This is a genomic window from Algoriphagus aquaeductus, assembly GCF_003253485.1.
In the GTDB taxonomy this organism is placed as follows: Bacteria; Bacteroidota; Bacteroidia; order Cytophagales; family Cyclobacteriaceae; genus Algoriphagus; species Algoriphagus aquaeductus.
The window spans coordinates 120433-146193 of sequence record NZ_QKTX01000004.1 but is presented as its reverse complement, the minus strand read 5'-3'; the positions used below and the strand labels follow the sequence as shown (position 1 = coordinate 146193).

At 43.5% G+C, this 25761-nt stretch carries 28 protein-coding genes and 1 other RNA gene; 9 read left to right on the top strand and 20 right to left on the bottom strand.

Annotated features, from left to right (window positions below; translation table 11 throughout):
- Positions 1 to 17: 17 nt before the first annotated feature.
- The 3 genes from rpsR to CLV31_RS06955 form a co-directional block, all read right to left on the bottom strand.
- A complete protein-coding gene (gene rpsR / locus CLV31_RS06965) occupies positions 18 to 269 on the bottom strand; it encodes a 30S ribosomal protein S18 (RefSeq protein WP_092729973.1) in 252 nt (83 codons plus the stop codon).
- Positions 269 to 637 carry a 30S ribosomal protein S6 gene (gene rpsF, locus CLV31_RS06960; protein ID WP_111392159.1) on the bottom strand — a complete coding sequence of 123 codons (369 nt, stop codon included), beginning with the start codon at positions 635 to 637 and terminating at the stop codon, positions 269 to 271. The genes rpsR and rpsF overlap by 1 nt, the downstream gene beginning before the upstream one ends.
- A 148-nt stretch (positions 638 to 785) precedes the next feature.
- Complete coding sequence (locus tag CLV31_RS06955; protein ID WP_111392158.1) at positions 786 to 1715, bottom strand: coiled-coil domain-containing protein; 930 nt, start codon at positions 1713 to 1715, stop codon at positions 786 to 788.
- A gap of 25 nt (positions 1716 to 1740) precedes the next feature.
- Between CLV31_RS06955 and CLV31_RS06950 the strand changes: the two genes are divergently transcribed.
- On the top strand, positions 1741 to 2328 hold the full coding sequence (locus CLV31_RS06950; RefSeq protein ID WP_111392157.1) for a class I SAM-dependent methyltransferase: 588 nt from the start codon (positions 1741 to 1743) through the stop codon (positions 2326 to 2328).
- On the opposite strand, the gene CLV31_RS06945 is transcribed toward CLV31_RS06950, so the two are convergent.
- A complete protein-coding gene (locus tag CLV31_RS06945) occupies positions 2317 to 3096 on the bottom strand; it encodes an O-methyltransferase (RefSeq protein ID WP_245943342.1) in 780 nt (259 codons plus the stop codon). The genes CLV31_RS06950 and CLV31_RS06945 overlap by 12 nt on opposite strands.
- A 2-nt stretch (positions 3097 to 3098) precedes the next feature.
- Positions 3099 to 3485 carry a Co2+/Mg2+ efflux protein ApaG gene (gene apaG, locus CLV31_RS06940; protein WP_111392156.1) on the bottom strand — a complete coding sequence of 129 codons (387 nt, stop codon included), beginning with the start codon at positions 3483 to 3485 and terminating at the stop codon, positions 3099 to 3101.
- A 62-nt stretch (positions 3486 to 3547) separates the two neighbouring features.
- On the opposite strand from apaG, the gene ung reads away from it, so the two are divergent.
- Positions 3548 to 4210 (top strand): uracil-DNA glycosylase, encoded by a 663-nt coding sequence (ung, locus tag CLV31_RS06935; RefSeq protein WP_111392155.1) that lies wholly within the window; start codon positions 3548 to 3550, stop codon positions 4208 to 4210.
- Between the two features lie 33 nt (positions 4211 to 4243).
- Here ung and lepB read toward each other — a convergent pair whose 3' ends face one another.
- From lepB to CLV31_RS06900, 7 genes are all read right to left on the bottom strand, one after another.
- The gene (lepB, locus tag CLV31_RS06930; protein ID WP_111392154.1) at positions 4244 to 5323 is read right to left on the bottom strand and encodes a signal peptidase I; all 1080 of its coding nucleotides are present in this window, start codon (positions 5321 to 5323) and stop codon (positions 4244 to 4246) included.
- 15 nt (positions 5324 to 5338) lie between these two features.
- A complete protein-coding gene (gene dapB / locus CLV31_RS06925; RefSeq protein ID WP_111392153.1) occupies positions 5339 to 6061 on the bottom strand; it encodes a 4-hydroxy-tetrahydrodipicolinate reductase in 723 nt (240 codons plus the stop codon).
- Positions 6061 to 6657 carry a DUF5683 domain-containing protein gene (locus tag CLV31_RS06920; RefSeq protein WP_245943341.1) on the bottom strand — a complete coding sequence of 199 codons (597 nt, stop codon included), beginning with the start codon at positions 6655 to 6657 and terminating at the stop codon, positions 6061 to 6063. Before CLV31_RS06920 ends, dapB begins: the two co-directional genes overlap by 1 nt.
- 8 nt (positions 6658 to 6665) lie before the next feature.
- Positions 6666 to 7577 (bottom strand): ParB/RepB/Spo0J family partition protein, encoded by a 912-nt coding sequence (locus CLV31_RS06915; protein WP_111392152.1) that lies wholly within the window; start codon positions 7575 to 7577, stop codon positions 6666 to 6668.
- A 2-nt stretch (positions 7578 to 7579) separates the two neighbouring features.
- Positions 7580 to 8362 (bottom strand): ParA family protein, encoded by a 783-nt coding sequence (locus tag CLV31_RS06910; protein WP_111392151.1) that lies wholly within the window; start codon positions 8360 to 8362, stop codon positions 7580 to 7582.
- 199 nt (positions 8363 to 8561) lie between these two features.
- Positions 8562 to 10352, bottom strand: a complete 1791-nt coding sequence (gene yidC, locus CLV31_RS06905) for a membrane protein insertase YidC (protein WP_111392150.1) — start codon at positions 10350 to 10352, stop codon at positions 8562 to 8564.
- Between the two features lie 33 nt (positions 10353 to 10385).
- Entirely contained in the window at positions 10386 to 12005 is a 1620-nt protein-coding gene (locus CLV31_RS06900; RefSeq protein ID WP_111392380.1) for a CTP synthase, read from the bottom strand.
- Positions 12006 to 12327: 322 nt separating this feature from the next.
- On the opposite strand from CLV31_RS06900, the gene CLV31_RS06895 reads away from it, so the two are divergent.
- From CLV31_RS06895 to CLV31_RS06875, 5 genes are all read left to right on the top strand, one after another.
- Positions 12328 to 13101, top strand: a complete 774-nt coding sequence (locus CLV31_RS06895; protein ID WP_111392149.1) for a hypothetical protein — start codon at positions 12328 to 12330, stop codon at positions 13099 to 13101.
- Positions 13102 to 13367: 266 nt separating this feature from the next.
- Positions 13368 to 13775 carry a hypothetical protein gene (locus CLV31_RS06890; protein ID WP_111392148.1) on the top strand — a complete coding sequence of 136 codons (408 nt, stop codon included), beginning with the start codon at positions 13368 to 13370 and terminating at the stop codon, positions 13773 to 13775.
- 629 nt (positions 13776 to 14404) lie between these two features.
- Positions 14405 to 14875: a hypothetical protein gene (locus CLV31_RS06885; RefSeq protein WP_111392379.1), complete on the top strand. Its 471-nt coding sequence runs from the start codon at positions 14405 to 14407 to the stop codon at positions 14873 to 14875.
- The gene (locus tag CLV31_RS06880; protein WP_111392147.1) at positions 14872 to 16296 is read left to right on the top strand and encodes a CCA tRNA nucleotidyltransferase; all 1425 of its coding nucleotides are present in this window, start codon (positions 14872 to 14874) and stop codon (positions 16294 to 16296) included. The genes CLV31_RS06885 and CLV31_RS06880 overlap by 4 nt, the downstream gene beginning before the upstream one ends.
- A 13-nt stretch (positions 16297 to 16309) precedes the next feature.
- Positions 16310 to 17020 (top strand): tetratricopeptide repeat protein, encoded by a 711-nt coding sequence (locus CLV31_RS06875; RefSeq protein ID WP_111392146.1) that lies wholly within the window; start codon positions 16310 to 16312, stop codon positions 17018 to 17020.
- A 60-nt stretch (positions 17021 to 17080) separates the two neighbouring features.
- Here CLV31_RS06875 and CLV31_RS06870 read toward each other — a convergent pair whose 3' ends face one another.
- Positions 17081 to 17263 carry a hypothetical protein gene (locus CLV31_RS06870; RefSeq protein WP_146250875.1) on the bottom strand — a complete coding sequence of 61 codons (183 nt, stop codon included), beginning with the start codon at positions 17261 to 17263 and terminating at the stop codon, positions 17081 to 17083.
- Between the two features lie 167 nt (positions 17264 to 17430).
- On the opposite strand from CLV31_RS06870, the gene CLV31_RS06865 reads away from it, so the two are divergent.
- Positions 17431 to 18822 (top strand): purple acid phosphatase family protein, encoded by a 1392-nt coding sequence (locus CLV31_RS06865; RefSeq protein WP_111392144.1) that lies wholly within the window; start codon positions 17431 to 17433, stop codon positions 18820 to 18822.
- On the opposite strand, the gene CLV31_RS06860 is transcribed toward CLV31_RS06865, so the two are convergent.
- From CLV31_RS06860 to ffs, 7 genes are all read right to left on the bottom strand, one after another.
- Complete coding sequence (locus CLV31_RS06860; RefSeq protein WP_111392143.1) at positions 18823 to 19035, bottom strand: hypothetical protein; 213 nt, start codon at positions 19033 to 19035, stop codon at positions 18823 to 18825.
- A 130-nt stretch (positions 19036 to 19165) separates the two neighbouring features.
- On the bottom strand, positions 19166 to 20380 hold the full coding sequence (locus CLV31_RS06855; RefSeq protein WP_111392142.1) for a S8 family serine peptidase: 1215 nt from the start codon (positions 20378 to 20380) through the stop codon (positions 19166 to 19168).
- A 268-nt stretch (positions 20381 to 20648) separates the two neighbouring features.
- Positions 20649 to 22046: a S41 family peptidase gene (locus tag CLV31_RS06850; RefSeq protein ID WP_111392141.1), complete on the bottom strand. Its 1398-nt coding sequence runs from the start codon at positions 22044 to 22046 to the stop codon at positions 20649 to 20651.
- Between the two features lie 75 nt (positions 22047 to 22121).
- Entirely contained in the window at positions 22122 to 22832 is a 711-nt protein-coding gene (locus CLV31_RS06845) for a cell division ATP-binding protein FtsE (RefSeq protein ID WP_111392140.1), read from the bottom strand.
- Positions 22833 to 22836: 4 nt separating this feature from the next.
- Positions 22837 to 23040 (bottom strand): fructose-6-phosphate aldolase, encoded by a 204-nt coding sequence (locus CLV31_RS06840; RefSeq protein WP_111392139.1) that lies wholly within the window; start codon positions 23038 to 23040, stop codon positions 22837 to 22839.
- A 54-nt stretch (positions 23041 to 23094) separates the two neighbouring features.
- On the bottom strand, positions 23095 to 23754 hold the full coding sequence (gene fsa, locus CLV31_RS06835; protein ID WP_111392378.1) for a fructose-6-phosphate aldolase: 660 nt from the start codon (positions 23752 to 23754) through the stop codon (positions 23095 to 23097).
- A 133-nt stretch (positions 23755 to 23887) separates the two neighbouring features.
- An RNA gene (ffs, locus tag CLV31_RS06830) (signal recognition particle sRNA small type) lies at positions 23888 to 23976 on the bottom strand.
- 125 nt (positions 23977 to 24101) lie between these two features.
- Here ffs and CLV31_RS06825 point away from each other — a divergent pair.
- Positions 24102 to 25736, top strand: coding sequence for a M28 family metallopeptidase (locus tag CLV31_RS06825; protein WP_111392138.1), 1635 nt, complete (start codon positions 24102 to 24104; stop codon positions 25734 to 25736).
- Positions 25737 to 25761: the final 25 nt, after the last annotated feature.

Below are 25761 nucleotides of genomic sequence, written 5' to 3'. Positions count from 1 at the left end.
AACGATACAAGACCGAATTATTTCAAACCATCGGTTACGAATGGCAACAACGCCAAATGTCTTGCTTTCTTGATAGCCTGAGCTACTTTTCTCTGATATTTCGCAGAGTTGCCGGTAAGTCTTCTAGGAAGGATCTTGCCTTGCTCATTTACGAATTTCAAAAGGAAGTTTGGATCTTTGTAGTCGATGTACTTGATTCCATGCTTCTTGAAGCGGCAATACTTCTTTCTGATTTCGCCTCTGTTGATAGGTTCGTTTACTAGTGTCATTAGGCTTGCTCCTCCTTAGCTTCTGCTTTTTTGTTAAATTCTCCTTTTCTTCTTCTTTCGGCATACACGATCGCGTGTTTGTCCAATACAGTAGTAAGGAATCTCATCACTTTCTCATCACGTCTGAACTCCAGTTCAAACTTGCGGATGATAGTCGGATCAGCCTTGAACTCTACCAATACGTAGAAACCTGTCGTCTTCTTTTCGATAGGATAAGCCATCTTCTTAAGACCCCAGTTTTCCACATTGATCACATCTGCCCCCTCTTCTTTTAACAAGTTCACAAACTTGTCGACAGTATCCTTCATCTGAACATCAGACAAAACGGGAGTTAAAATGAATACCGTCTCGTAACTTCTTTGGAACATTTTTTTAATGTGTTTTAGGAAATTTGTATAAACAGACCGCAAAAGTAGAGGAATCAGGCCTGTAATCCAAACATTTGTCAAAAATCACCGGGATAAAATCAAAAAAGCCTCTCCGTGGAGAGGCCTTATAGCAAGTGCTGTGGTCGGACTACTTCACCACAAATGATTTTGATCCGATTTGATAGTTGTCGACAAAGATTTTGATCTCATGACTTCCGGAAGCATAGTCTGATCCTTTTTCATAGAAAAAAGTGAGTGTTTGGCCGGTGTTATCAAATATGATGTCTTGTTTGGAAGTATAAAACTGTTCCTCTCCATTGATCATGAAGGTACCTGACCCTTTGGCCACATCAAAAATGGGTTGGTTGTTGGGACCGAGTACCTGTACAAAAACGTTTCTCGGACCTTTTTCGGCCACCTTGTTGTCACTCAATTTGAAACTTACCTTGAGGCGTTCGATTTGTTTGTTTCGGAAATCTTTGGTGGTTTCGACACGTTCTTTGCCTCTTGAGTTCACCGCTGCGATCACAATGTTTTCAGCTTTGAGCATGGAAGCGACATCCACTTTTGCCTGAAGATTTTGTTTCTGGATATTGAGTTGAGCTACCTCTTCTTCAATTTGGGCTTGCGTTGTTTTCAAATCCTGGTTTTCGGCAAAAAGCTGCTGATTGGCCGCCCGCAATTGAAGGATCTCCTGATCTTTTTCGGCTAGCAGCCCATTCAGATTGTTTATTTTGGAGTTCAAGGCCGCAATTTCAGAATTACTCCGTTGTTTGGCCGAGTTTCGTTCAGCAATCAATTGGTCTCTGACTGCTTCAAGGGCTTTGACATCTCCGCCTAACTTTTCGATTTCTTGAATCCTGAGGTCCAGCTGATAGGTGACAGAATCCAATCGCTTGTTGAGTTCATTGTTTTCAGTGGAAAGCAACAGAATTTCTTCTGTCTTTTTGGTCCGGTCTACATAGTCGGTGTACAGTTTGATCCCGCTGATGATCACCAAAAGAACAAGGACAATAATGATAATATTCTTGCTTTGATCTTTTTTTGGACTTGATTCGTTGTTAAAATTAGCGCTCATAATTGTGTCTGAAAGGGCTTATGCTATGGTGAACTTAGACGAAAATTTCTGGACTTCTCGCTATCGAGAGGGGAACATCGGTTGGGACCTGGGATCTCCCTCACCTCCACTTTATCAATATCTTTGCCAAATTGAGAATAAGGATTTGTCGATCTTGATTCCAGGAGGAGGAAATGCCTATGAAGTGGCTGCAGCCTACGATTTGGGCTTGCGCAATGTGCATTTACTTGATATATCTTCTGTGCCGATTGATGGATTTTTGAAAGATCATCCTTTCTTTCCCAAATCTCAGGTCCACCATGAAGATTTCTTTTTGCATGATGGAGCATACGACCTTATTCTCGAACAAACCTTCTTTTGTGCCTTAAATCCTGAGTTGAGAAAGAAGTATGCTGCTAAAATGTTTGATCTTCTTAAACCCGGGGGTAAGCTGGTTGGGGTCCTGTTTGACAGAGAATTTGCTGGAGGGCCGCCTTTTGGTGGGAGCAGGGAAGAATATATCGGATACTTCAAAGATTTCTTCGAATTCGAAAAATTTGAAGCCTGTACCAATTCTGTTGGGCCAAGAGATGGTTCTGAACTATTTATGATTTTGAGAAAATCAAACAGCTAGGGTAAGGTGACTTTTGGGGCCGGAATATTCAAAAAACACTATTCCACATTCGTAAAAATCCATGGTGAGTGCCACAGAAGGGCTATGCTTGATTTGGTCCCATGCCTTCTCCATTTCTTCTGACCAATGAATATCTCCAATGGCCAGAATGCTTTTGGGATGAATCTTTTTAAGGCATTGCTGAAAAGCAAAGAGCGTTCCTTCCAACGTATGATTGGCATCAATGAGGGCAAAATCCAGCTGAGGCAAATCCGCTAACAAATCCGGTAAGAGGGAATGGATGTCTCCCGTTATAAATTCCACATTACCGGGTAGAGTGGATTCTTTCGCGATACGCTGGATCTCAGCAGCTCCTTCAATCGTCCACAGATTACCCTGAGTCACTTTGGCAAGGTATCTCGTGCCAATTCCCATGCAGGTCCCCAACTCCAAAACGTAAGTGGCTGGGGTCAACGCACAGAAATATTGGTAAAGAACACCATACTTGGCGCTACTCGTAGAATGTCTGGTTATTTTTCCGACTTGCCTTTTGGGATCTGACACTTTTTTAGACCCGGCTCCCAAGTCATTTACCTCAATTATTCGGGTATCAGAAAGCAGTTTGTTCCGAACTTGCTCTATCTCTGAATCTCCGTCAGGCTGAGATTTCAAATATTGAAGCAAGCCTGAATAGATCGCATGGATGTGGGAGGATTGTTGACTGTATAGATCTTCTTTTTTTAGCCAGTAGTGAATATATGCAATGGCCGGAAAAATGAATTTCCTCAAAATCAATTATGGAAAATATTCGCAATCATTTGAAATTCAGGGATGGAAACATCAATGAGTTTGCCGTCGAATAATTTTTCCATTGTAAAAACCCCTTTCATTTTCCCCAAGCCGGATTTAAGGTTGCAACCAGAGACATAAGTATGGGATTCGCCTGGTTCCAGAACCGGCTGTTGTCCTACAACTCCCATTCCTTCTACAATTTTCGGAGCTTCAGCGGCATCATATATCTCCCACCTTCTTCGGAGGAGTTGAAAAGTTTGCTTGCTTTTATTTGCAATAGTTACCTTGTAGGTAAAAACATAATGATGTTGGTGAGGATTGGAAAACTCAGCCTGATAGGTGACTTCCACACTGACTTGGATGCCTTTTGTTACAGCTGTTACCATTTCATAATGTATTTTTGAGCCGATAAGTTACAAGTTCTTAATTTCAAATCAATAACTAATCCATGGAAGTGAAAATTGAAGATAGTTGGAAAAACTCATTAAATGAGATTTTTCAGGCTGACTTTTTCAAAGAACTAACACATTTTGTAAAACAAGAGTATCAATCCAATCAAGTTTTCCCTCCGGGAAAGGAGATTTTTAATGCTTTTTGGCATTGCCCTCTTCCTGCGGTCAAGGTGGTGATATTGGGTCAGGACCCTTACCATGGAATCAACCAAGCTCATGGACTTTCATTTTCGGTCAAGCCTGGAATACCGTTTCCTCCAAGTCTTCTGAATATTTTCAAAGAGATAAAAAGAGACCTTGGTTTGGATATGCCTCCAAATGGGGACCTCACGAGATGGGCTGACCAAGGGGTCTTTTTGCTAAATGCCACCTTGACAGTCCGAGCCAATCAAGCTGGTTCGCATCAAAACAGGGGCTGGGAGACATTCACGGATGAGGTGATCAAGTGTATCAACCGAGATCGGTCTGGGGTAGTATTCATGCTTTGGGGGGCATATGCACAAAAGAAAGCTGATCTGATTGATCCAGTCAAACATCTTGTCCTCAAAGCACCCCACCCTAGCCCGCTTTCTGCGCATCGTGGATTTTTGGGATGCGGTCACTTTTCCAAAGCCAATGCTTATTTGAAGCAAAATCAACAAACCCCGATTTTTTGGTAAAAAAAAGCCCCAAACTAAATTTGGGGCTGTGATTTATTCAATTCCTTTGAAGAAACGACTCCAACGGATTTTACTGAACATCGACTCATATTTGTCCAGCGAAAGCCATAAAAACCAAGCCTTCCCTACTACGTGATCTTCCGGTACAAAACCCCAATACCTTGAGTCCAGGGAGTCATGTCTGTTATCCCCCATCATGAAGTAATAATTCTGCTTGAATGTATATTGATCTACTTGCTTTCCATCTATAAAAAGGACATCGTCACGTACTTCCACTTTTTCGTGGCCTTCATATTTTTCGATGGTAAAAGCGTATTTCTTTACATTTTCAGGATTCATCTCCAGTGTCTGATCTTTTCCGGGGATCATCAAAGGGCCGTAATTATCTCTGTTCCATAGCGATTTGTAGTCTTGGGGAAAGATATTGGATTCACCTTGGCCTTTGGGGTAGATGGATTTGGTGACAGAGGTGATTACAGGGGAGGATTTGAGCCGTTCGATCGTCTGATCGGTAGTCCAGATTGCATATCGGTTGCTTTCGGGAGACAAAATGTAGAAGCTTTCCCTATTAATCCCATAATCGCCCAAAAACTCCACAGTGAGCGATCGATTCGTTACAATTTCATAAGAGTATTGCATTTCCTCCGGTCTGAGGGCAGCCTCATCGTTTACCCATAGTTCCCCGTCTTTTATTTCTATGACATCACCGGGTACACCTACCGCTCTTTTGATGTAATTGGTCTTCAGGTCGTTCGGGTATTGAAACTCGACTGGATAATTAAAAACAACCACATCGTTTCTTTTCACTTCGGTAAAGCCGGGTAATCGGAAATAGGGTAATTGGATAGCATCTGAATAGGATGAAATTTCAGTTCCCCAAATTTTTTGATGGGTCAAAGGAATTTGCAATGGTGTTTTGGGAATGCGTGTCCCATAGTGCATTTTGCTTACAAACAAGAAATCCCCTACCAAGAGTGATTTTTCCATGGAAGCAGTAGGGATCGTGAAAGGTTCGAGTAGGAGCCATCGAATCAACGAAGCAGCGACTACTGCAAATACCAATGCATCCACCCATTCTCGTGTGGCTGATTTTTTATATTTTGATTGACTCATAAGTTCAATTTTAGCTTAGAAAGATAGAAAATCGTCCATAGATAGTACTCCTTTTTTTCCCGGGATCCACTCCGAAACCAAAACTGCCCCCAAGGCAAAACCTTGGCGACTATGCGCGGTATGGGTGATTTCGATTTCATCAATGGGTGAGGAATATCGGATAATATGAGTGCCCGGTGCAGGATCTATCCGTTTTGCGGTAATGGGAAGGGAATGCTCAGAATCTTTTCCTTCACCTGTTAAGTGCCATTCTTTTAACTGTTGATAATTTTTGATAATTCCTTGGGCAAGTGTGATTGCTGTTCCGGACGGCGCATCTTTTTTTTCGGTATGGTGGATTTCTTCCAATGACACCTGGTACCCGCTGGTTTCATTCATCAGTTTGGCGAGCATTTCATTTACTTTGAAAAAAACATTGACGCCTATGCTAAAGTTGGAAGCATAGAAAAAAGCCCCGTTTTTTTCTAAGGTCAGTCGGTTGATTTCCGGCTTTTTGGAGAGCCAGCCCGTAGTGCCTGATACGACGGGAATGCCACGCTCTATGGCCCATTTAATATTTTCGATGGCTGCTTCCGGTTGACTAAATTCGATAGCCACATCGATTTTGGCAGGGTCCAAAGCAGATAGCTCATCCCGGTTGTCAATATTGATTTTTGCCGCAATGGAATGGCCACGGGATTCAGCGATCTCGCTGATTATTTTTCCCATTTTCCCATAGCCCAGTATTAGAATATTCATTATTTGAATTGAAGTTTAAGTGAAAGTCCAACCATGGTGGTGGATGAAGATAAATTCTCGAAAGAAGGCTCAAATTTAAGGGCGAGGTCATCCGAAATGTCAAAACCCGAAAGGTGGGCGTCAACGGTGGCATCCACCAGATTGAGCGCATAGATCCCCAGCAAAAGCAGAATGGTCATATCTCTGTTTTGCCTCCAATACTCGATATTTCTGACCAAAGCATTTCGGTTTAGGGTAGGAAACTGGTTGGCTTCTCCATCGTCAAAGGCAAACAGGGCATCACGGAAAGTCACGTAGCGCTTATTGTTGTATCCGATGAAGTAGATATCGGCCATAAAACCGGCATATAAAATGGGGACCTTCCAAGACTTTTCATTGTAGACTTGTCCAGCGCCGGGAAGAATAGCAGAGAGAATAACTGCTTTTCTCGGGTTTTTTGGGGTTGAAAGATTGGCGGTTTTGGGTTTGGCTTCGACTTCTTCAGTGATCCTCGTGGTCTGCGCTGTCGTGGTGATTGTTCCAGAAAACACAAAAAGCAAAAGCCCCAGGATGATCCGTGGGGTCTTTTTGGTTTTTTGATCTAGAAGAAAAAACACCTTCAATGTTAGATTATTTCAAGAATTTCAAGAATACGATTTAAGTCAGATGCAGAGTTGAATGGGATTTTAATTTCTCCCCGGTTTTTCGGATCTGCTTTCAAGGCTACTTTCGTTCCAAAGTGAGAAGCCAGCCTTTGTTGAATTTTATTCATTTCATATTTTCTTACCGGATCCAGTCCAGGTTTGGAAGTTTCCTTTTCGATATGCCCTTCATTGAGTGCTTTGACCAAGGCTTCCACCTTTCTTACACTCAATTCCTCTTCTACTGCTTTTTTGAAAATAGCGAGCTGTTTATCTACATCTTCGATATTGATCAGAGCGCGGGCATGTCCCATAGACAGTTGCTGATCCCGGATAGCAGCTTGGATGGTGGGGGGTAACTTGAGTAATCGCAGGTAATTATTGACGGTGGTTCGGTTTTTCCCTACCCGATCTCCCAGTTCTTCCTGCTTCAGGTTACACTCAGCCAAAAGCCGCTGATAGGATTGGGCGATTTCGAGTGCGTTTAGGTTTTCCCGTTGGATATTTTCGATCAGAGCCATTTCCAGCATTTGCTGGTCATTGGCTGTTCGGACATAAGCGGGTATTTGAGTGAGTCCGGCAATTTTGGAAGCTTGAAACCTTCTTTCCCCAGAGATAAGCTGGTATTCATTTGGCGCCAGTTTTCTGACGGTGATGGGCTGAATGATGCCTTGAACTTTGATAGATTCAGAAAGTTCCTGAAGTGCTTCTTTGTCAAAATGGACCCGGGGTTGGTAAGGATTTACCTGGATTTCTTCCAGAGGAATTTCAAAAATCCCGGTTTTGGCTACCTCCGGGAGAATGTCCTGAGACTTGTTTTTGGCAGGACTATCTTCTAAAAGTGCTCCCAAGCCTCTTCCTAATGCGCTTTTTTTTATTGGTTTTTGATCGGACATGGTCAGTTAGTCACTTTTTGAAGGCCGTTTTTCTTTGCTATTTCGCCGGCCAGGTTGAGATAAGCAATCGAGCCTTTACCTTCTGCATCAAAGGCGATCGCCGGAAGGCCAAAGCTCGGGGATTCAGAGAGCTTGACATTTCTGGGAATGATGGTGTCAAACACCATGTTTTTGAAGTGGATTCTTACCTCTTCCACCACTTGGTTGGAAAGTCTGAGTCTCACATCATACATCGTCAACAATATCCCTTCGATTTCCAAATCCGGATTCAATCGGGTTTGAATAATCTTGATGGTATTGAGCAATTTGCCCAATCCCTCCAAAGCGAAATATTCACATTGTACCGGAATGATGACCGAGTTGGCTGCGGTGAGGGCATTGATCGTGATCAGACCCAAAGAAGGCGAACAGTCAATGATAATAAAGTCAAACTGATCTTTGATTTCGGAAATCACCCCCTTCATTTTTTCTTCCCGATTTTCCATATTGATCATCTCTACTTCTGCACCTACGAGATCGATATGGGAAGGAACGAGGAACAGGTTTTCAATTTCAGTAGGCAGAACTATGCTCTGAACGTCAATTCCATCTACCATGCATTCATAAATGCTGGTCTCTATTGCCTTGGGATCATGGCCTAATCCGGATGTCGTATTGGCTTGCGGGTCTGCATCAATTACCAACGTTTTGTACTCCAGCACTGCCAGGCTTGCAGCCAGGTTCATCGCGGTAGTTGTTTTTCCAACACCGCCCTTTTGGTTAGCAATGGCAATTATTTTTCCCATGGGTTAGAATAAGGGTATTTTGACTCCAATATTAATCAAATTCAGGTCTATTCCTTGGGTAAGAAAGCCTTTTTTTGGATAGGGGGATGAGTGAAAAAAGGTTAAAACGCTGTTTACCAATGAAGTGCTTTACTGTGAATCTCTTGGCAAGACCAATCAGTGTCAAAAAAAAACTGGAGCCTCAATTGGCTCCAGTTTGTTATTTTTTCTTATTCGCGTCAGCAGCTTTCATCGCATCTTCCAATCGCTGTTGGAATTTTGATTTCTTTTTGTTGACATTTTTCAGCTTATTTTCCTCTACTTTTTGGCGGATTTTGGTGTCATCTACAAACAATTTGATCAGTGCTTGCTGTCCAAATGTCACCATGTTGGATACAAAGTAATAGAAGCTCAACCCTGCCGGATAGGAGTTTAAGATAAACATAAACATGACGGGCATGATGTACCCCAAGTTTTTCATCGGTCCAGTAGCGGTCGTCAGTTGATTGTTGAAGTGGGTGTACACGATTTGAGAGACGGTCATCAATAAAGTGAACAAACTCACGTGTGCGCCATAAAACGGAATGGTAAATGGCAGCTTGATGAATTCGTCGTAGGTCGACAAGTCATTGGCCCAAAGGAATGATTCCTGCCGCAGTTCGATCGCATTGGGAAAGAAAAAGAACATCGCAAACAAAAACGGCATTTGAAGCAATAGCGGAAGGCATCCCGAAATCGGACTGACTCCGAGTTGGGAAAAGAGCTTCATCTGCTCCTGTTGCATTTTGGTCGGGTCTTCGCCATATTTCTCTTTTAGCTCATCGATCTCCGGCTTGATCACACGCATTTTTGCCATGCCGATGTAGGACTTATAGGTCAATGGCATCAAGGCAAGCTTGATCAGAAGTACGATGATAATGATGATGATCCCGTAGCTGCTGAAGTATTTCTCCAAAAACTCAAAGAGGTGGACGACAATCCACTTATTGACCCAGCTGACAAAGAAGTAACCCATGTCCACATTTTGCTCAAAACCTTCCGTGACTTTTTTGAGGGTTTTGTACTGATCTGGACCAAAATAATAAGCAAATGCAGCTTTGCCGGATTCCAATGGAATACTCAGTTGAGCATTCATGGATCGAACGATCGAGCTGTCATTGGGAGTGCTTTGGGCAAGCTTCACATTTTGAAACCCGGTCTCTGCAATAATCCCTGCAGTGAAAAACCGCTGGCTAAATCCAATCCATTTGACAGGTTCATTGACTTGCTCTTCCTCCAAATCATCTCCCAATCCAAGGTTTTCATAAGAACCTGAGTTGAGGTAATAGTTGATTTGGGTTTTTCGGCGGGATTCGGCCAGGTCTTTTTCCTGTGCCTTTACCTGATCATCCCAAGCAAGATTTAGGGTGTTTCCTGTGAAAACTCCTTGGAGATTTTGGATTTCAAATGTTTTTTGTACGACAAAGCTCCCGTTTTCAAGGGTGAATTTTTGAATGATTTGCCCTGATTCTGTCGCCGCAGCCAAGGTAAGCACCTGACTGCTGATCCCGTCTACCTCTTTTGTTTCGAGGGTAGGCGTGAAATAGAGATCTGCCAAACTTAGGGGGCCAAGCCGGCTTTCCAGTTGAAACTCCAGACTAGAGCTATTCTCATCCAGGAGGTATAGTGGCTCCTGGGTCCAGCTTTTGTAGTTTTTCAGCTCCACCTGCTTCAGGGATCCACCTTTGGTCGAAAAGGTAATTTTCACCTCTTCATTTTCAAGGATTGCCTCTTTTTCTTCACCAAAGGTCAAAGGAGCAAGCACTCCGTATTTGGAAAGTCTCTGCTGGTCTATCAAACTGTCCGGGAGAGTTTCTACCGTTGATTCAATTGTGTCAACAGAGCCAAGTTGGCTTGTTGGAGTGGTTGTCTCTTCTATGGGTTGGATTTCGGGTCCGCTCGCAAAAAACAGCGAGTAGATCAAAATCACGGCCGCAAAAAGAATCAAACCGGTTGCTTGATTTCTATCCATATATTTTGAATTCAAGGCTGAGAAAATCAGCTCTTATTTATTTTTCTTATTGTCAAGAGCTGCTTGGATCAATTTCACAAACAGCGGCTGTGGATTCAGGACGGTACTTTTGTATTCTGGGTGGAATTGTACGCCGACAAACCAAGGATGGTTTTTGAGCTCAATGATCTCCACCAATCCGGTTTCCGGGTTTTTGCCTGAAGCAATAAGTCCTTTGGACTCCAGTTGCTCCAAAAAGGCATTGTTAAACTCATATCTGTGCCGGTGTCTCTCCTGGATTTTGGTTTTTCCATAAGCAATTGCCGCCTTGCTTCCTTTTTTGAGGTCGCAAGCATACGAACCCAATCGCATAGTTCCTCCCATTTGGTCAATTTTCTTTTGCTCTTCCATCAAGGCAATGACCGGATAAGGAGTGTTAGGGTCCATTTCTGTGGAATTGGCCCCGTCCAAGCCTAAGACATTTCTTGAAAATTCGATGACTGCCACCTGCATGCCCAGGCAAATGCCAAAGAAGGGGATCTGATTTTCTCTGGCAAAGCGGACGGTTTCGATTTTTCCTTCAAATCCTCTTTCTCCAAAACCGGGGGCCACGAGGATACCGTCTAGTTCGCCCAATTTGGACTGATAGTTTTCAGAGTTGATTTCCTCTGAAGATATAAGCTGAAGATTGACTTTGCATTCCACTGCCGCGCCGGCATGCGTGAAAGATTCTATGATGGATTTGTAGGAGTCCGGTAAGGATACATATTTCCCGATAAGCCCAATGGTTACCTCTTGAGTGGGATTTTTTAATTTTCCCAGAAAATCCTTCCAGGTTTCCAGATCGATGTTGGACTTGGAACTCAGCTTCAATTTGGAAAGAACCCGCTCGTCCAACTTTTCCTTCTTCATCAGAAGCGGAACATCGTAGATCGATTCGGCATCCATGGCTTCGATGACGCTGTTGAGCTGAACATTGCAGAAGAGGGCAAGTTTTTTCTTGACTTCAGAAGGCAGGGGATGCTCGGTTCGGCAAACCAGAATATCAGGTTGAATCCCCGCTTCAAGCAATTGTTTGACCGAGTGTTGAGTAGGTTTTGTTTTGAGTTCTTTGGCGGCCTTGAGGTAAGGAATCAGCGTGAGGTGAATGACCAGGAAATTTCCGGGCCCCAAATCCCAACGCGCCTGACGGACTGCCTCGATAAAAGGAAGGGATTCGATGTCGCCTACGCAGCCTCCGATTTCGGTGATGACCACGTCGTATTTCCCATCCTCTCCCAGCTTATAAAAGTTGCATTTTATCTCATCCGTGATGTGGGGAATGACTTGAACGGTTTTTCCCAAAAACTCCCCTTTCCGCTCCTTGGTGATGACATTGTTGTAGATTCTACCCGTGGTAATGTTGTTGTTTTGAGAGGTAGGTACATTCAGAAATCGCTCATAATGCCCCAGGTCTAGGTCAGTCTCCGCGCCATCATCAGTTACGTAACACTCCCCGTGTTCGTATGGATTGAGGGTTCCGGGGTCGATATTGAGGTAAGGATCAAATTTTTGAATGGTCACACTAAACCCTCTCGCTTGGAGGAGTTTACCTAGTGAAGCTGCGATGATTCCTTTTCCTAGCGAAGAGGTAACACCACCTGTGATGAAAATGTATTTGGTGGATTGAGCCATAAGAATGGGCGGCGGGATGAATTTGGTTGGATTCTTATGGGGCTCAAAATTAGGGAAATTTCCGGACTTGCCTTCGATTATTGTTTGTGAATTTCGGGTTGGTGCTGACTTTTTTGAGCCGATATATGAAGTAATAGGCAAAAGTAATTAGCGACAATATGTGTCAAATGATTGGATGATTTTTTTATCGCGTGTAGTTTAGCCTCGCGGTTTGGATGAGGTGTTTTCAAAAGGCAAAATCGAAAATCCAATTCATGGAGTAGAATTAATCACATAGAAAATAATACCGTTCCTGTTGCTCAAACTTTAACATACCATTGCGATGAACTTAAGAAAGAAGAAAATTATTCTCGTAGACAAAGTTTCTAAAGATCGGCCAGTTTGGGTAGATGACTTTCCTAATGATGGTGAGGAATTCTGTTTAATGGATCCGCTTGAATTGTTTACTCAATTGGATTGGACACAGTTTGAAGACGATGCTCAGACGATCAATCAGATCTACTCTCATGTATTTGAGGAAGTCGTGATACATAGAAAAACGGTAATTTGTTTTTGGCCTTTGTCAGAGCAAATGGGAAATGAATGGTTTGAATTAAAGACCCTCTTATCAAAAAACAATTTTGATCTTGAAGTGTATAAACAGCCGCTTTTTGAATCGTCGGGATATGAATTAGATTATGAGATTCTTCGATCTTGGAAGAGGTTAGTGTACTTTTTAATCGACTCGTTGTTGGAAGACATTCAATTGAATGATCAGTTCGAGGAGTTGGCTACATTAACCAATGGAAATGAATCCATATTTTTATTTAGAATGGAAAATAATGGGGTCATTCAATATTCTTTTGCCTCCAATTTGGAGTATTTTGATCTTATTCCTCATCCCGATTTAAAGCCTTCTGCCACCGAGGATAAGTTGAGTTTTTTTGATTCATTTGATGAAATGTTGGCTTCACTTTTCCATCGAATTGATGCATCTGGGTATCGCATTACATTCAACGACCGGAACTTGGAGAAGTCTTTCTATCATGTGTTTGCGAATGAGCTAAAAACAGAAAACATTATACAACACTGGCTGACTACTTATTCCCTCAATTGACCTCAAAGTAGGTGAGACCCAGTTTAACTTAAATTCATTATTTGTGATTTCCTGTTTCTGAACGGATGATGTTGCACTTTAATTGTTTTGTATTATTCCATTATAAAAAATGTCAGGATTGAATTATTTTAGGTTTTTTTCCATTAGCGATGCCTGAAGATTGGTCGTTTATTAATTTTTAAACAATATTTTTTTTCAATGTTTATTAAACTATTCGATCAATTTTTATATTGCACAGATTTTTAATTTAAATAAATCTTGAACAAATGAGAGAACTAATTAAAGAATCCATTGTAGATCTAAAAAGAGCTGATGGTTTTATTTATGTGACAGCTGAAGGCAAGAAAATTGATCTTCATGAGGCTGCAGCCAGAGGTATTGCGGTCACTCCGGTCAATCCTAAAGATGAGGTTATAAAGAAATTAGAAGCGGCTGGATTGCATCTTACGGACAGTAAGTTTTTGAGTGATTTGAATGATCTGATTTCTGCCCTAAGCGGAAGTGCTTCTTCTTCCAAATCTTCCGGAAAGAGAAGATCATTTTCTGATTCAGAAAAAAGTAAGATTGTAGAGGAGTGGAAAAAAGTAGAAGCTGCAGGTAAAAAAACCAAAGCGGCTTTTGCAAGAGAAATCGGAGTGGGTTATCAAACTTTCATCAACTGGTTGAGAGGGTAATTTTTGACTATTCCACAAGTATATAAGACAGCCAAAAGGTTGTCTTTTTTTTTCTAAAAGTCTCAAAAAAAACCATGATATAAGATCAGGCCTGTCAGGTTTTCAAAACCTGACAGGTGTTTTTACACTTTCCTTGATGTGGGTGAATTTCCCCAATTCATCTGTTTATAATTTGATTTTTAATGGTCAGACCTGCCTACCGGCCAGGCAGGTAGCCTGTCCCGATTTTTCATCGGGAGAATGCCCCGGATAATCATCCCCCTCCCGATCCGCCGCGGCGGACGGGACAAGTTGTGTGAGAAGCATTTTCTCATGGGCATTTCATCTGTTTATAATTTGATTTTTAATGGCCAGATAGCCTGTCCCGATCTTTCATCGGGAGAATGCCCCGGATAATCATTCCCCTGTGAGAGAAGCATTTACTCATGGGCATTTCATGAATGTTTTTTGTGCGTTAACCTATCTTTTGTTTGATGTTTTTCTTCTACTGATCGGAAATATAGGGGTGGTTTCCCATGGAGGATATGAAGTCAAGTGGAGGAGATATTCGGTTTTGGGAAGGTTTAGAATCAAATTTTAAAAGGGCCTACCGGATATTCTGATTATTTTTGCCGCAAACAACTGGAGCTTTGGAAACTGCCGCTATCATAAAAACTTTTAGGGAAAAAGGGATAATCAACATCAAAGAAGGAAATGGAAAGGTGGTCACCTTGCTTAAACCTGAGCATTGGACAGATGAAATGGGGAAAGATTGGACCTACCTTATTTTCGATCTTTTTCAGATCAGATCTTTATGTGTTCCATTTTCTGAAGTGTCTTTGGATATTGTAGAATTTGCATCCAAACCCACAATCTATAGCAGCCCTGTGAATCCTTTGGTCTCCAATGGGCCAATGACCCAAGGGAACCTTCGTTTTTCCTTGATTCGTGAACCTCATTGGAACAAGCTCTTATTTCAGCTAGCTCAACCCGTATTGTGCGGTATTGACAAAGAAGTGACTTCGGATTTTCAGTCAGAGGTTAAATTTCCCCTGTTAAGTTCTTCCACCAAGGAAATGTTTCTTGGCCCTGAGGGAGAGGTAAAAATCATTAAAGGATGAATTTAAAGCACAAGCTGGACGAACACGAGGTGTTTGGTAGAGTGGCAGAGACTTCATTTCGTTTGGGACTGGAATCCTATGTAGTGGGCGGGTATGTGAGGGACCTTGTGCTGGGGCGTCCGAGTAAAGACATCGATTTCACCTGCGTGGGAAGTGGAATTCACCTCGCCCAGGAAGTCGCAAAAACTTATCAAGAACATGTGCCATTGTCCGTTTTCAAAAACTTCGGAACGGCCATGCTGAAGTTGGATGATTGGGAGTTGGAGTTTGTCGGGGCAAGAAAAGAATCCTATAGAACAGAATCCAGGAAACCTATCGTAGAAGACGGTACCCTCATGGAAGATCTGGAGCGCAGAGATTTCACGATCAATGCGATGGCTATTTCGCTCAACAGGGAGAATTATGGGGAATTGGTGGATCCATTTGACGGACTGGGGGATATGAAAAGGAAGTTGATCCGTACGCCATTGGAGCCGGGGATTACTTTCTCCGACGATCCTCTTCGGATGATGCGTGCGGTGAGATTTGCGGCACAGCTCAATTTCGATATTGATGCGGATACTTTTTATGCGCTATCCGAAAATGCCTCCAGACTCCAAATCATTTCCGCTGAGCGGATTATTGATGAGTTGAACAAAATAATCCTGACTCCCAAGCCTTCTTATGGATTTAAGCTTCTCTTTGCCAGTAAACTCCTCCATGAGTTTTTCCCGGAAATGGTCGAACTCCAGGGGGTGGATTCGGTAGATGACAAATCCCATAAGGATAATTTTTATCACACCCTTCAAGTGCTGGACAATGTATGCCAGACCTCAGATGACCTTTGGCTTCGTTGGGCAGCTATCATGCACGATATTGCCAAGCCAGCCACGAAGCGATTCAGTCCCAAAGTGGGCTGGACCTTTCACGGACATGAAGATAAAGGTGCCAAAATGACCCCGGGAATTTTCCGAAGACTCAAGCTTCCGATGGACGATCGGATGAAGTATGTGCAAAAGCTCGTAAGACTCCATCTCCGTCCCATTGCTTTGGTTAAGGATGAAGTGACCGATTCGGCCTTGCGAAGGCTCCTGTTTGATGCTGGAAATGATATTGAGGATTTGATGAAACTCTGTCGTGCCGATATCACTTCCAAGAATAACAAGAAGGTGCAGCGGTATCTGGAAAATTTTGACAAAGTAGACCAAAAGCTGAAGGAGGTTGAGGAAAAGGACCAAATCAGGAATTTTCAACCCCCGGTCAGCGGAGAAGAAATCATGGCTACCTTTGGGATTCCCCCTTCAAAAATCATCGGAGATATCAAAGAAGAAATCAAAGAAGCTATATTGGAAGGCCGAATTCAGAATAATCCTGAGGAGGCAAGAGCTCTGATGTTGAAAATCGCACTTGAAAAAGGGCTTTCACCCATTGAAAAATCTTAATTACTAATCGTTTATGATAAAGCGTGTACTTGTTCTGTTGCTATTGGCAATCAGTTCCGGAAGTGTGGTAGCACAGACTGCCAATGATTCCCTCCCAAGGCTTGAGTCCAAAACCAAAAATGCCCTCAATGTTGCCGATCAGCTTGCCTATCAGGCAGCCTTAAGGTACAATGACTTGGATGTGGCCAAAATAAAACTGTTTGATCTGATGGTGAGAAATCCGGAAGATTTGCGCTATATGGAGGCTTTAGGAAGTCTGTATTTTGAATCCGGACAAAATGCCTCGGCAGCTTTGGTGGCCATGGATATTCTCAAAGTCAATGATAAGAATGTCGGTGCTTTGGAAATTGCGGCCTATGCCTTGGAGCAGCTTGGCGCATTTGACAGAGCATTGCCCTATTACGAAAGTCTAAACCTCCTGACAGGAGACAATTTCAGTTTGTACAAGTCAGCCTATCTCCAGTTTTCCCTAAAAAGGTATGCGGAAGCACTCAACTCTGTGAATATGTTGGTGAAAAATGCCAAAGCAGATGAAAAAATCGGTTTCCCCATTTCAGAGACTGAAACTCAACAAATAAGTATGAAAGCAGCTGCCTTGAATTTGAAAGGATTGATTTATTTGGATCAAAATGCTAAGACAGAGGCCAAGGCGGCATTTACTGAGGCACTTTCCTTGGAATCTAACTTCCTTCAGGCCAAAGAAAACCTTCAGAAGTCCAATTAGGAATAAGAATAAACCTTACCCGAAAGCCGGCTGCATGCCGGCTTTTTTTGTGACCAGGATTTAACCTGAAATATGCATTAGAAAATCTACTACGATCTCATCCGCCGCGGCGGACAAAATCAGTCGTTTCACTTCACTTTTCTCCCGATAACTATCGGGATCCAAAGTGCCTGATTTTCTTACATTTTGAGTTCTCGCTACGAATTCTATTGCATAATCCAGGTTTAATTTTCCTAAAATCAATCGGTGTGGATTTTTAATCAAAGCCTTACAAAAGGCTAACGCTGAAGTAATGGATGATTTTCATTTTTGTCCTCTATTTAACTGGTCAAATAAGATTGCCTTTTGATAGCGCGTGAATTTCACTACTTTGAATTTTCTCTAACTCAGAACTAACTCCTTTCTACGCTATGAGGCCATTTCGACTGTTGCTGATTTTTGCCCTATTTGGGGTTTCTTATGCGGTTCATGCCCAAAACCAAACTTATAAAGAGCCTAAATTTCATACCGAATGGTCCAAACCGTCGCTATATCCTGACCGGATAGTCTTGAATTTCGGGCAAAATCCTTCCTCTGAAGTAAATGTGACTTGGAGAACCAATACTGAAATAAAAACGGCTTATGCTGAAATCGCATTGGCCACTGCGGCACCAAGGTTTTGGAAAAACGGGAAAACGATTCAGGCCAAAACCGAGCTTTTGGATGCCAGAAAGGTGGAGGATGCGGAAGTGATGGCTCATTACCACTCGGCAGAATTCATTGGCTTGCTACCGGATACGACCTATGCCTATCGGGTAGGGGATGGAGAGCGATGGAGTGAATGGTTTCAATTTAGAACTGCCTCAGACCAGCCTGACCAAAAGTTTTCATTTTTATATGTGGGAGATGCGCAGAATTATATCCTGGAGCTTTGGTCAAGGTTGATCAGGGAAGGTTTTCGGACTGCACCGGATGCGAGATTTTTTGTCCATGCCGGCGACTTGATCAATCGAGCCCATCGAGAACAGGAGTGGCACGAGTGGTTTACAGCCGGGGGATTTATTCACAGCATGATTCCATCCTTTCCCACCCCGGGAAATCATGAGTATCGGGCCAAAAACAAAGGAGAGGCAGAGGCCAAGCAGCGAAGTTTGTCAGTTCAATGGAGACCCCAGTTTACTCTTCCCCTCAATGGACCCAAAGGCTTGGAAGAAACGGTGTATTACATGGATTATCAGGATGTGCGTGTGATTTCGTTGGATTCCAACCGTGACCATGAGATTCAGGCGAAATGGTTGGAGAAGATTCTGGCTTCAAATCCAAAAAAATGGACGATCATCACCTATCATCATCCTTTTTTCTCCGCTTCCAGCGGTAGAGATAATGAGGAGTTGAGAAACTTATGGAAGCCAATTTTTGATAAATACCGGGTGGACTTGGCTCTCCAAGGGCATGACCATGCCTACGCAAGGGGGCGTGTGGCACCGGGAGAAAATGTCCTTGACGGTGTAAATGTCAAGGACCTCACAGGAACGGTGTATGTGGTCAGTGTAAGTGGAGGAAAGATGTATAACCTAGGAGAAGAAGAAGAATGGTCCGACAAAGGAGGGCAGCGGGATCGGGTTGCTGAAAATACTCAGCTTTTTCAGGTTATTACCGTAGAAGGGAACCGACTCAAATTTGAGTCCTATACAGCGATCGGGGAGCTTTATGATGCTTTTGAATTGGTGAAAGGAGAAAACGATTTGAATCAATTTATTGAACTGCGCGTGAATGCAGTGCCTGAAAAAAATAATTCCAATACCATCCCCTATCGAGATTGATCAGACAAACGCCCAATAGGCTACAAAAGTGGTGATCAGTGCTAATCCCAAACTCCAAAATATAATTTTGGAATGGTTGGAAATAAAAATCCTTCGTTGGGTATTGGGATCAATGATGAGTTTTCGAAATGGGCGTATGCCCAATTGGACCAAAGCCATAAATCCCAAAAAGTAGGTAGTGAATAAAATGAAGAAACTTGCAATTGCTTCCATGCGAACAAGTTAGCAGAATGCAGTTTTGGTGCAAATGATCCTTGTCATGTTTAACAATTAGTTAATATGAAAAAAACACCCCAAATGTATAGATGTTCATTTGGGGTGCTAGGTTCGCTAAGTTGTCTTTTTACCTTACGGCAATCGTGTCTGGATTTCCATCAGGGTCACCTGATACCAATCCTCCGCTTTTCACACCTCCCAAAAGTAAAATTCCTGCAACGTGTGGGGCTGCCATCGAAGTGCCGCTGATGGTATTATATCCTCCTCCTTTCCAAGTCGAATTGATCGAGGATCCGGGGGCACAATATTCAACCGGCGGGTTTCCAAAGTTGGAAAAGGAAGACCAAACATCGCCTTGGGCCATGGATGATACGGTGAAAATGTTGGTGCCATTGGCACGTGCAGGAGAATAATTTCCTGCATTTGCAGAGCTATTGCCTGCTGCGATAGCAAATTTGGCTTTAGAAGAAGCCGCCACGACTGCGTCATCCAAGGCCTGAGAAACCGGACCTCCCAAGCTCATATTGGCGACATCTCCCGATTTTGCATCACCTGCTACCCAATTTACTCCCGCAATGACACCGGAATAGGAACCTGAACCCCGGGAGTCCAATACTTTCACTGGAACCACCAAAGCACCTGCCGCTACTCCGACCACGCCAATGGTATTGTTGATCGCCGCCACTGTACCTGCCACATGCGTGCCATGTCCGTTTCCATCATCCAATGATCCGGCATCTTTTCCAGATGTAAATGCATTATATCCAGTGGAGGATACATTTAGATCGGGATGATCGAGGTCAATGCCCGTGTCTATGATGTAGGCTTTAGCAGTTTCGGAATAATTGACTGGGCCGCCCACTCTAGTGATTCCCCAGGGGGTGGTCTGACCTGTTGATCCACCGCCTCCTCCCGGCTTTCCTTTTCCCTGAGCGATGGAAATGATCCGGTCCTGCTCCACGAATTTTACTGCCGGATCCTTTGCGAGAATCTCTGATTGTTCCGCGGTCAAGTTGATCGAAAAACCTTCAATGGTACTTCCATAGACATGACCCAGCTGCTCCTCCGAAATCCGGTATTTTGCCAGAATAGCCACGCTGGTTCTACGCATTGCAGCTTGGGCTGATTCATAGCTTAGGTCTTTTCTGGATGCGATTCCTGTTGGATTCAACACCACGATGTATTGTCCGGGAATTATATCCCCGTTTTTGAACTGGATAAATTCCTGAGCATCCAAATCGGAAGGACTTAAGTTTTCCTGAGGTTGGCAGGAAATCATTGCCAATCCTAATCCTAAAGTGAAGATCAGACTCCTCAGCTTTACGTGAATCAAGTTTTTCATGGTCTTGTAAGGTTAATGTAATCGATTGATTTAAAAGTAATTGTAATTAAGTTGGGGTTTTATTCCCAGAATTCCAAGGGATTGGGAAACAAAACATCCATGTTTTGAGAAGTTTGTCCACTGCGAAAAATGGTAAAAATACCATAGTAGCTTCTCCAAACTTGACTTTTTTGATCGTTGGGCTGCTGTTTTTCTAGGGATGATCTAAAAACAAAATCGGGACTCTTTCCTTGAAAAAGTCCCGATTGGAAAAGGTAAGTCTGATTTGTCAGTTTCGATCCACTGATTCGATCATCACCCCGGCTCTCACTTTGGAATCCAGCGTGCTGCCTACATCTCGGCGGTCAAGCTGCTCAAACCGAGCACCTGAAGGAGTACCGGTAATTTGCTCAATCGCTTTTCTTAGCAAAAGTTCACTTACATCCCCAAAGGGTCTCAATCTCTCTGTGGATTCCTTAGCTTCGATATTTGGTGTGAAGCCATTGGTGTATTCGGATTGGTCAAGGCTATTGAAGCTTCTCGATACAATAGGCAGCATACCGTATTTATTGGTTAGATTTTCGGTATCCTCAAATGGTACTGATCCTACATTTTTACCGGTAGTTTTGTCTCCGATGATAAACACATCCATATAGGGCTTCAGGCCATTGATGATCAATTCAGAAGCGGAAGCAGTCCGAGTGGAAGTTAGAATATAGACTCTGTTGCCTTTCAGTATTTTGCCTAAGTTTTCGGACTTCGCTCTGAAGGGAGTCTGCACATTCTTGAGGTTGTCAAACTGCATCAAGAAGCTGTTGTATTTGGTTTTCGAGAAAATATCGGTTGATTTCACATCCGGAGCGATCAAACTGGCCAAATTGACAGCGGAGGTAACAAATCCACCCCCGTTGTATCGGAAATCCACGATCAAATGCTGGATTCCCTGGGCTTTCAAGTCTGCGAAAATGCCATCCATCTCCTGATCATAAGCAGTGCTCCCTGACCCCGGACCGGGTGCAAAGAAATGATATACCACATATCCAATCTTTTCCCCATTGATGGTGTAAACAGAGTCTAAGAAATTAGGGTTTTCGGCAAGCTGTACGGGATTGAGCGATAATTCCGGCAAAGCTTGGAAGTTTCCCGCCTCCTCGTTAAATCTGATGGTATTCAGGGTATGCTGCTTGTTGATTTGCCCGATGACTACCCTGTAATTGTCCAATGTCATCTGAGTCCCGTTGATTCGGGTGATGTAATCCCCCCTTTTCATTCCGGCAGTGGCAGCCGGGCTATTCTTTTTTATGTAGGTGATTTCGGCAATCACATTGTTATTGGAAGCGCTCTCTCGGTAGAGGGTAAATTCATATCCTGCTTCCAAAGTAACTCCATTGAGGGAGTTGATCAGTTCGCTGTAATTGGGATAGATCGCCGAAAACCGATCCGTAGGCCGGTTTAGCAGTGATTCAAAATAATCTTCCGGAGCAGAAGTGTTGGCAATCGGAGTTTTCATTTCCCCAAGCCATAAATACACCTCTTTCATTACATCATTGATCCACTTATTGATGGCGATATTCGGATTAACCGGCTCTTCTACCACGGGCTCGATATCTTCCTCCTCCTTACATCCTGCGGTGCTCCAGATCAATAGACCGAAGAGCAAAATCCTAAACAAATACTTAGCACTCATATGGTTAATTGGTTGATAATTGCTTAACGGACGTTTTTTGCGTCTTGTTCACAGGGAAGTAAGAAAATTTTTTCCTCAAAAAGAAGAACCGAACGAAACGTCGTGCAATTGGCTGTCCAGCAATTTTCCTTTTTCACACTTAAGCACGCGGTAGGGAAACTTTCTGAGCAATTCATGATTGTGAGTGGCCATCAGAATGGCAGTTCCCTGCTTGTTGATTTCCTGAAACAATTTGAAAATACCGTCCGCCACATCCGGATCCAGATTTCCGGTAGGTTCATCCGCCAAAAGGATGGAGGGGTTGTTGAGTAAGGCACGGGCAATGACAATCCGCTGCTGCTCCCCGCCGGAGAGTTGGTGGGGCATTTTGTTGAGTGCATCTACCAATCCTACTTGAAGCAAAACATCACTGATTCGTTCCCTGATTTTGAGCGCATCCGTCCAGCCGGTGGCTTTGAGTACAAAAGCGAGGTTTTCGCTCACCGAACGGTCTGTAAACAGTTGAAAATCCTGAAAAATGATTCCGATTTTTCTTCGAAGAAAGGGGACTTCTTTGGTTTTGATTTTGGAGAGATTATATCCCACCACCTCTGCATGCCCAGCTTTGAGGGGGAGATCGGCATAAAGGGTTTTGAGAAGCGAGCTTTTGCCACTTCCGGTCCTTCCGATCAGGAACACAAATTCATGTTGTTCCACGGAGAAATTGACGTCGGTCAATACGGGGTTTTCTCCCTGAAAAATAGTCGCCTGTGTCATAGACAACACAGGTTGGGTACTGAAATCCATGGGTTTAAATATCTAGTTTTTGAAGTTTTCCGAATGGAAGATTTTTGATCAGTTCTTCGAGTTGTTCCTCCTTGCCTTCCAGCCCGAATTTTTCTACGCTTTTCAAAGGCCGATCTGCTCTGAAGTAAGCCACGAGAACAAAATTTTCATCCCTAATTTGGATGTAATCTGGGATTTTTGCTTTTCCTTTTACTTTGATGATGTACATAAATCGGGAGTGAAAAAGAGGCTGAGCCTTTTCAGATTCAGCCTCTCATGAGTTTTATTTTCCTGCGGCTTTGGCATGGTCGGCCAGAAACTGTGCCAATCCTGAATCTGTCAACGGATGCTTCAGCAATCCGGTGATCACCTTCAATGGACAGGTAACCACGTCGGCGCCCAGCTCCGCGCATTTGATCAGGTGCATGCTGTGGCGCACGGATGCTGCGAGAACCTCGGTTTCGATGCCATAGTTTTGATAAATATGAACGATCTGCCCAATCAGTTCCAATCCGTCAAACGAGATGTCGTCCAATCGGCCAATAAACGGAGACACGTAGGTTGCTCCCGCTTTTGCAGCAAGCAATGCCTGGCCCGCTGAAAAAATTAAGGTGCAGTTGGTACGGATACCTTCACCATGGAAATATTTGAGTGCTTTGACACCATCCTTGATCATGGGGATTTTCACCACGATTTTGTCATCGATTTTGGCGAGCTCTTTTCCTTCACGGATCATACCTTCGTAGTCGGTGGAGATCACTTCGGCGCTTACTTTATCATCCACGATGTCACAGATGGCTTTGTAGTGGGCTCTGACATTTTCATCACCGGTGATGCCTTCTTTGGCCATCAGGGACGGATTGGTCGTCACACCATCGAGTACACCGAGGTCATAGGCTTCACGGATTTCGCTGAGGTTGGCGGTGTCAATAAAGAACTTCATGTTAGAATAGGTTTTTTGGTTAAGATTTTTGCAAAACAATTCAGGTTCCCAAAAGGTGACCTTGGGCAAAGTTAGAATATAAATCAGGATTAGGAATTGAATCGGGGGGAGGATTTGGCCCAAATGGGCAAAAAAAAGAGGCGACATCGCACCGCTACAACCGCCTACCCTTGCTTCCTTCCGGACCTGGGGGATTCAGCAGGAGCTGGTCGTGTCGCCGACACAAAGGTAAATCAAAATTCAGGCATTGCAAGCCAAGTATTCCAATTTGAATTTATAGATCAGGAAATCAAGCCTTAAAAGTTTTAACTTGGGGCATATTTCACCCTTTGAGCATCCATTCCCTTATGAAAAAAACCGTATTTGTGTTTGCCCTTTCGGCTACTTTGGCGGGCTGTGGCCAGCAAAGTTCTCATTACCAATTTCAGGTAGCAGACCTTGAACCCAATTTGGTGACCCTCTCTTCCGATGAGTTTATGGGGAGGATGCCCTTTACCGAAGGAGAAAAAATCACTACCTCATTTTTGGAGCAGGAATTCAAAAAATTGGGTCTGGAACCCGGAAATGGAGACTCTTATTTTCAGGATGTTCCGATGGTTTCGGTGACGAGCAATCCCTCTGAACGAATGGAATTTAAAAGTCCCAAAGGCGCCATAATCGCTGAGGGCTTGAAAGATTTTGTGATATGGACCCAGCGAACCGACAGTTTGGTTGAGGTTGAAAATGCGGAATTGGTTTTTGCAGGATTTGGAATTGTGGCGCCGGAGTATGGGTGGAATGATTACAAAAACCTGGATGTCAAAGGAAAAATAGCCGTCGTACTGGTCAATGATCCCGGATTTGGGACGGAAGATGCGTCTCTTTTCAAGGGAAATACCATGACCTACTACGGTCGATGGACTTACAAGTACGAAGAAGCGGCCCGTCAAGGCGCACTGGGTTGTCTGATCGTGCACAATACCATTCCGGCTGGGTATGGCTTCAATGTGATTCAAAACAGCTGGAAGGCTTCCAAGCTTTATCTGGATGACCGGGGACAGGAAAAATACAAATTGGGCTTTGAGGGGTGGATTACCCTGCCTACTGCAAACAAACTTTTTGATTTGGCTGGGATGAAAGAATCTGAAATGCTGGCAAAAGCCAGGAAATCTGATTTTCAACCCGTGTCCTTAGGCTTGACCGCAAGTACCAAGATTGAAGTAAAAGCCGAATACAATGTGTCTCAAAATGTGGTAGCCAAAGTAACCGGCAAATCCAAACCGGAAGAAGTGATCATTTACTCTGCGCATTGGGATCATCTCGGTATCGGTAAACCTGACGAAACCGGTGACTCCATCTACAATGGCGCTTTGGATAATGCGTCCGGCACTGCTGCACTTTTGGCCTTGGCCAAGGCTTTCAAAACTGACAATCAACCGGAGCGAACCGTAGTGTTCCTGGCGGTGACTGCGGAAGAGCAAGGACTTTGGGGTTCGGCTTTTTATGCTCAAAATCCCATTTTCCCCAAGGAAAAGACGGTAGCCAATATCAATATGGACGGGATCAACCCCTATGGCAAGATGAAAGATGTTTCGATCATCGGAGTGGGGCAGTCCGAAATGGAGGATTTACTCCATGTGGAACTGGAAAAACTTGGCAGATACAGTGCTCCTGAACCCAATCCGGTAGCCGGGTATTATTTCCGATCAGACCATTTCAACTTTGCCAAGATTGGGATTCCGGCTTTGTATTTCGGTACCGGTATCGACCATGCGGAAAAAGGCAAAGAATATGGAAAGCAGTTGCAGGATGAATATACGGCACAATATTATCACAAGGCGGCTGACGAATACGATCCATCCCGCTGGAATCTGGACGGGGCGGTGGATGATGTACAACTGCTCTATAATGTGGGAAAAAGCCTCTCAAACTCCGACAAATGGCCCGGCTGGAAAGATGGCTCCGAGTTTAAGGCGGTGAGAGAGGGGTATATGAAGAAATGATCAATGATCAATGAGCAATTTTCAA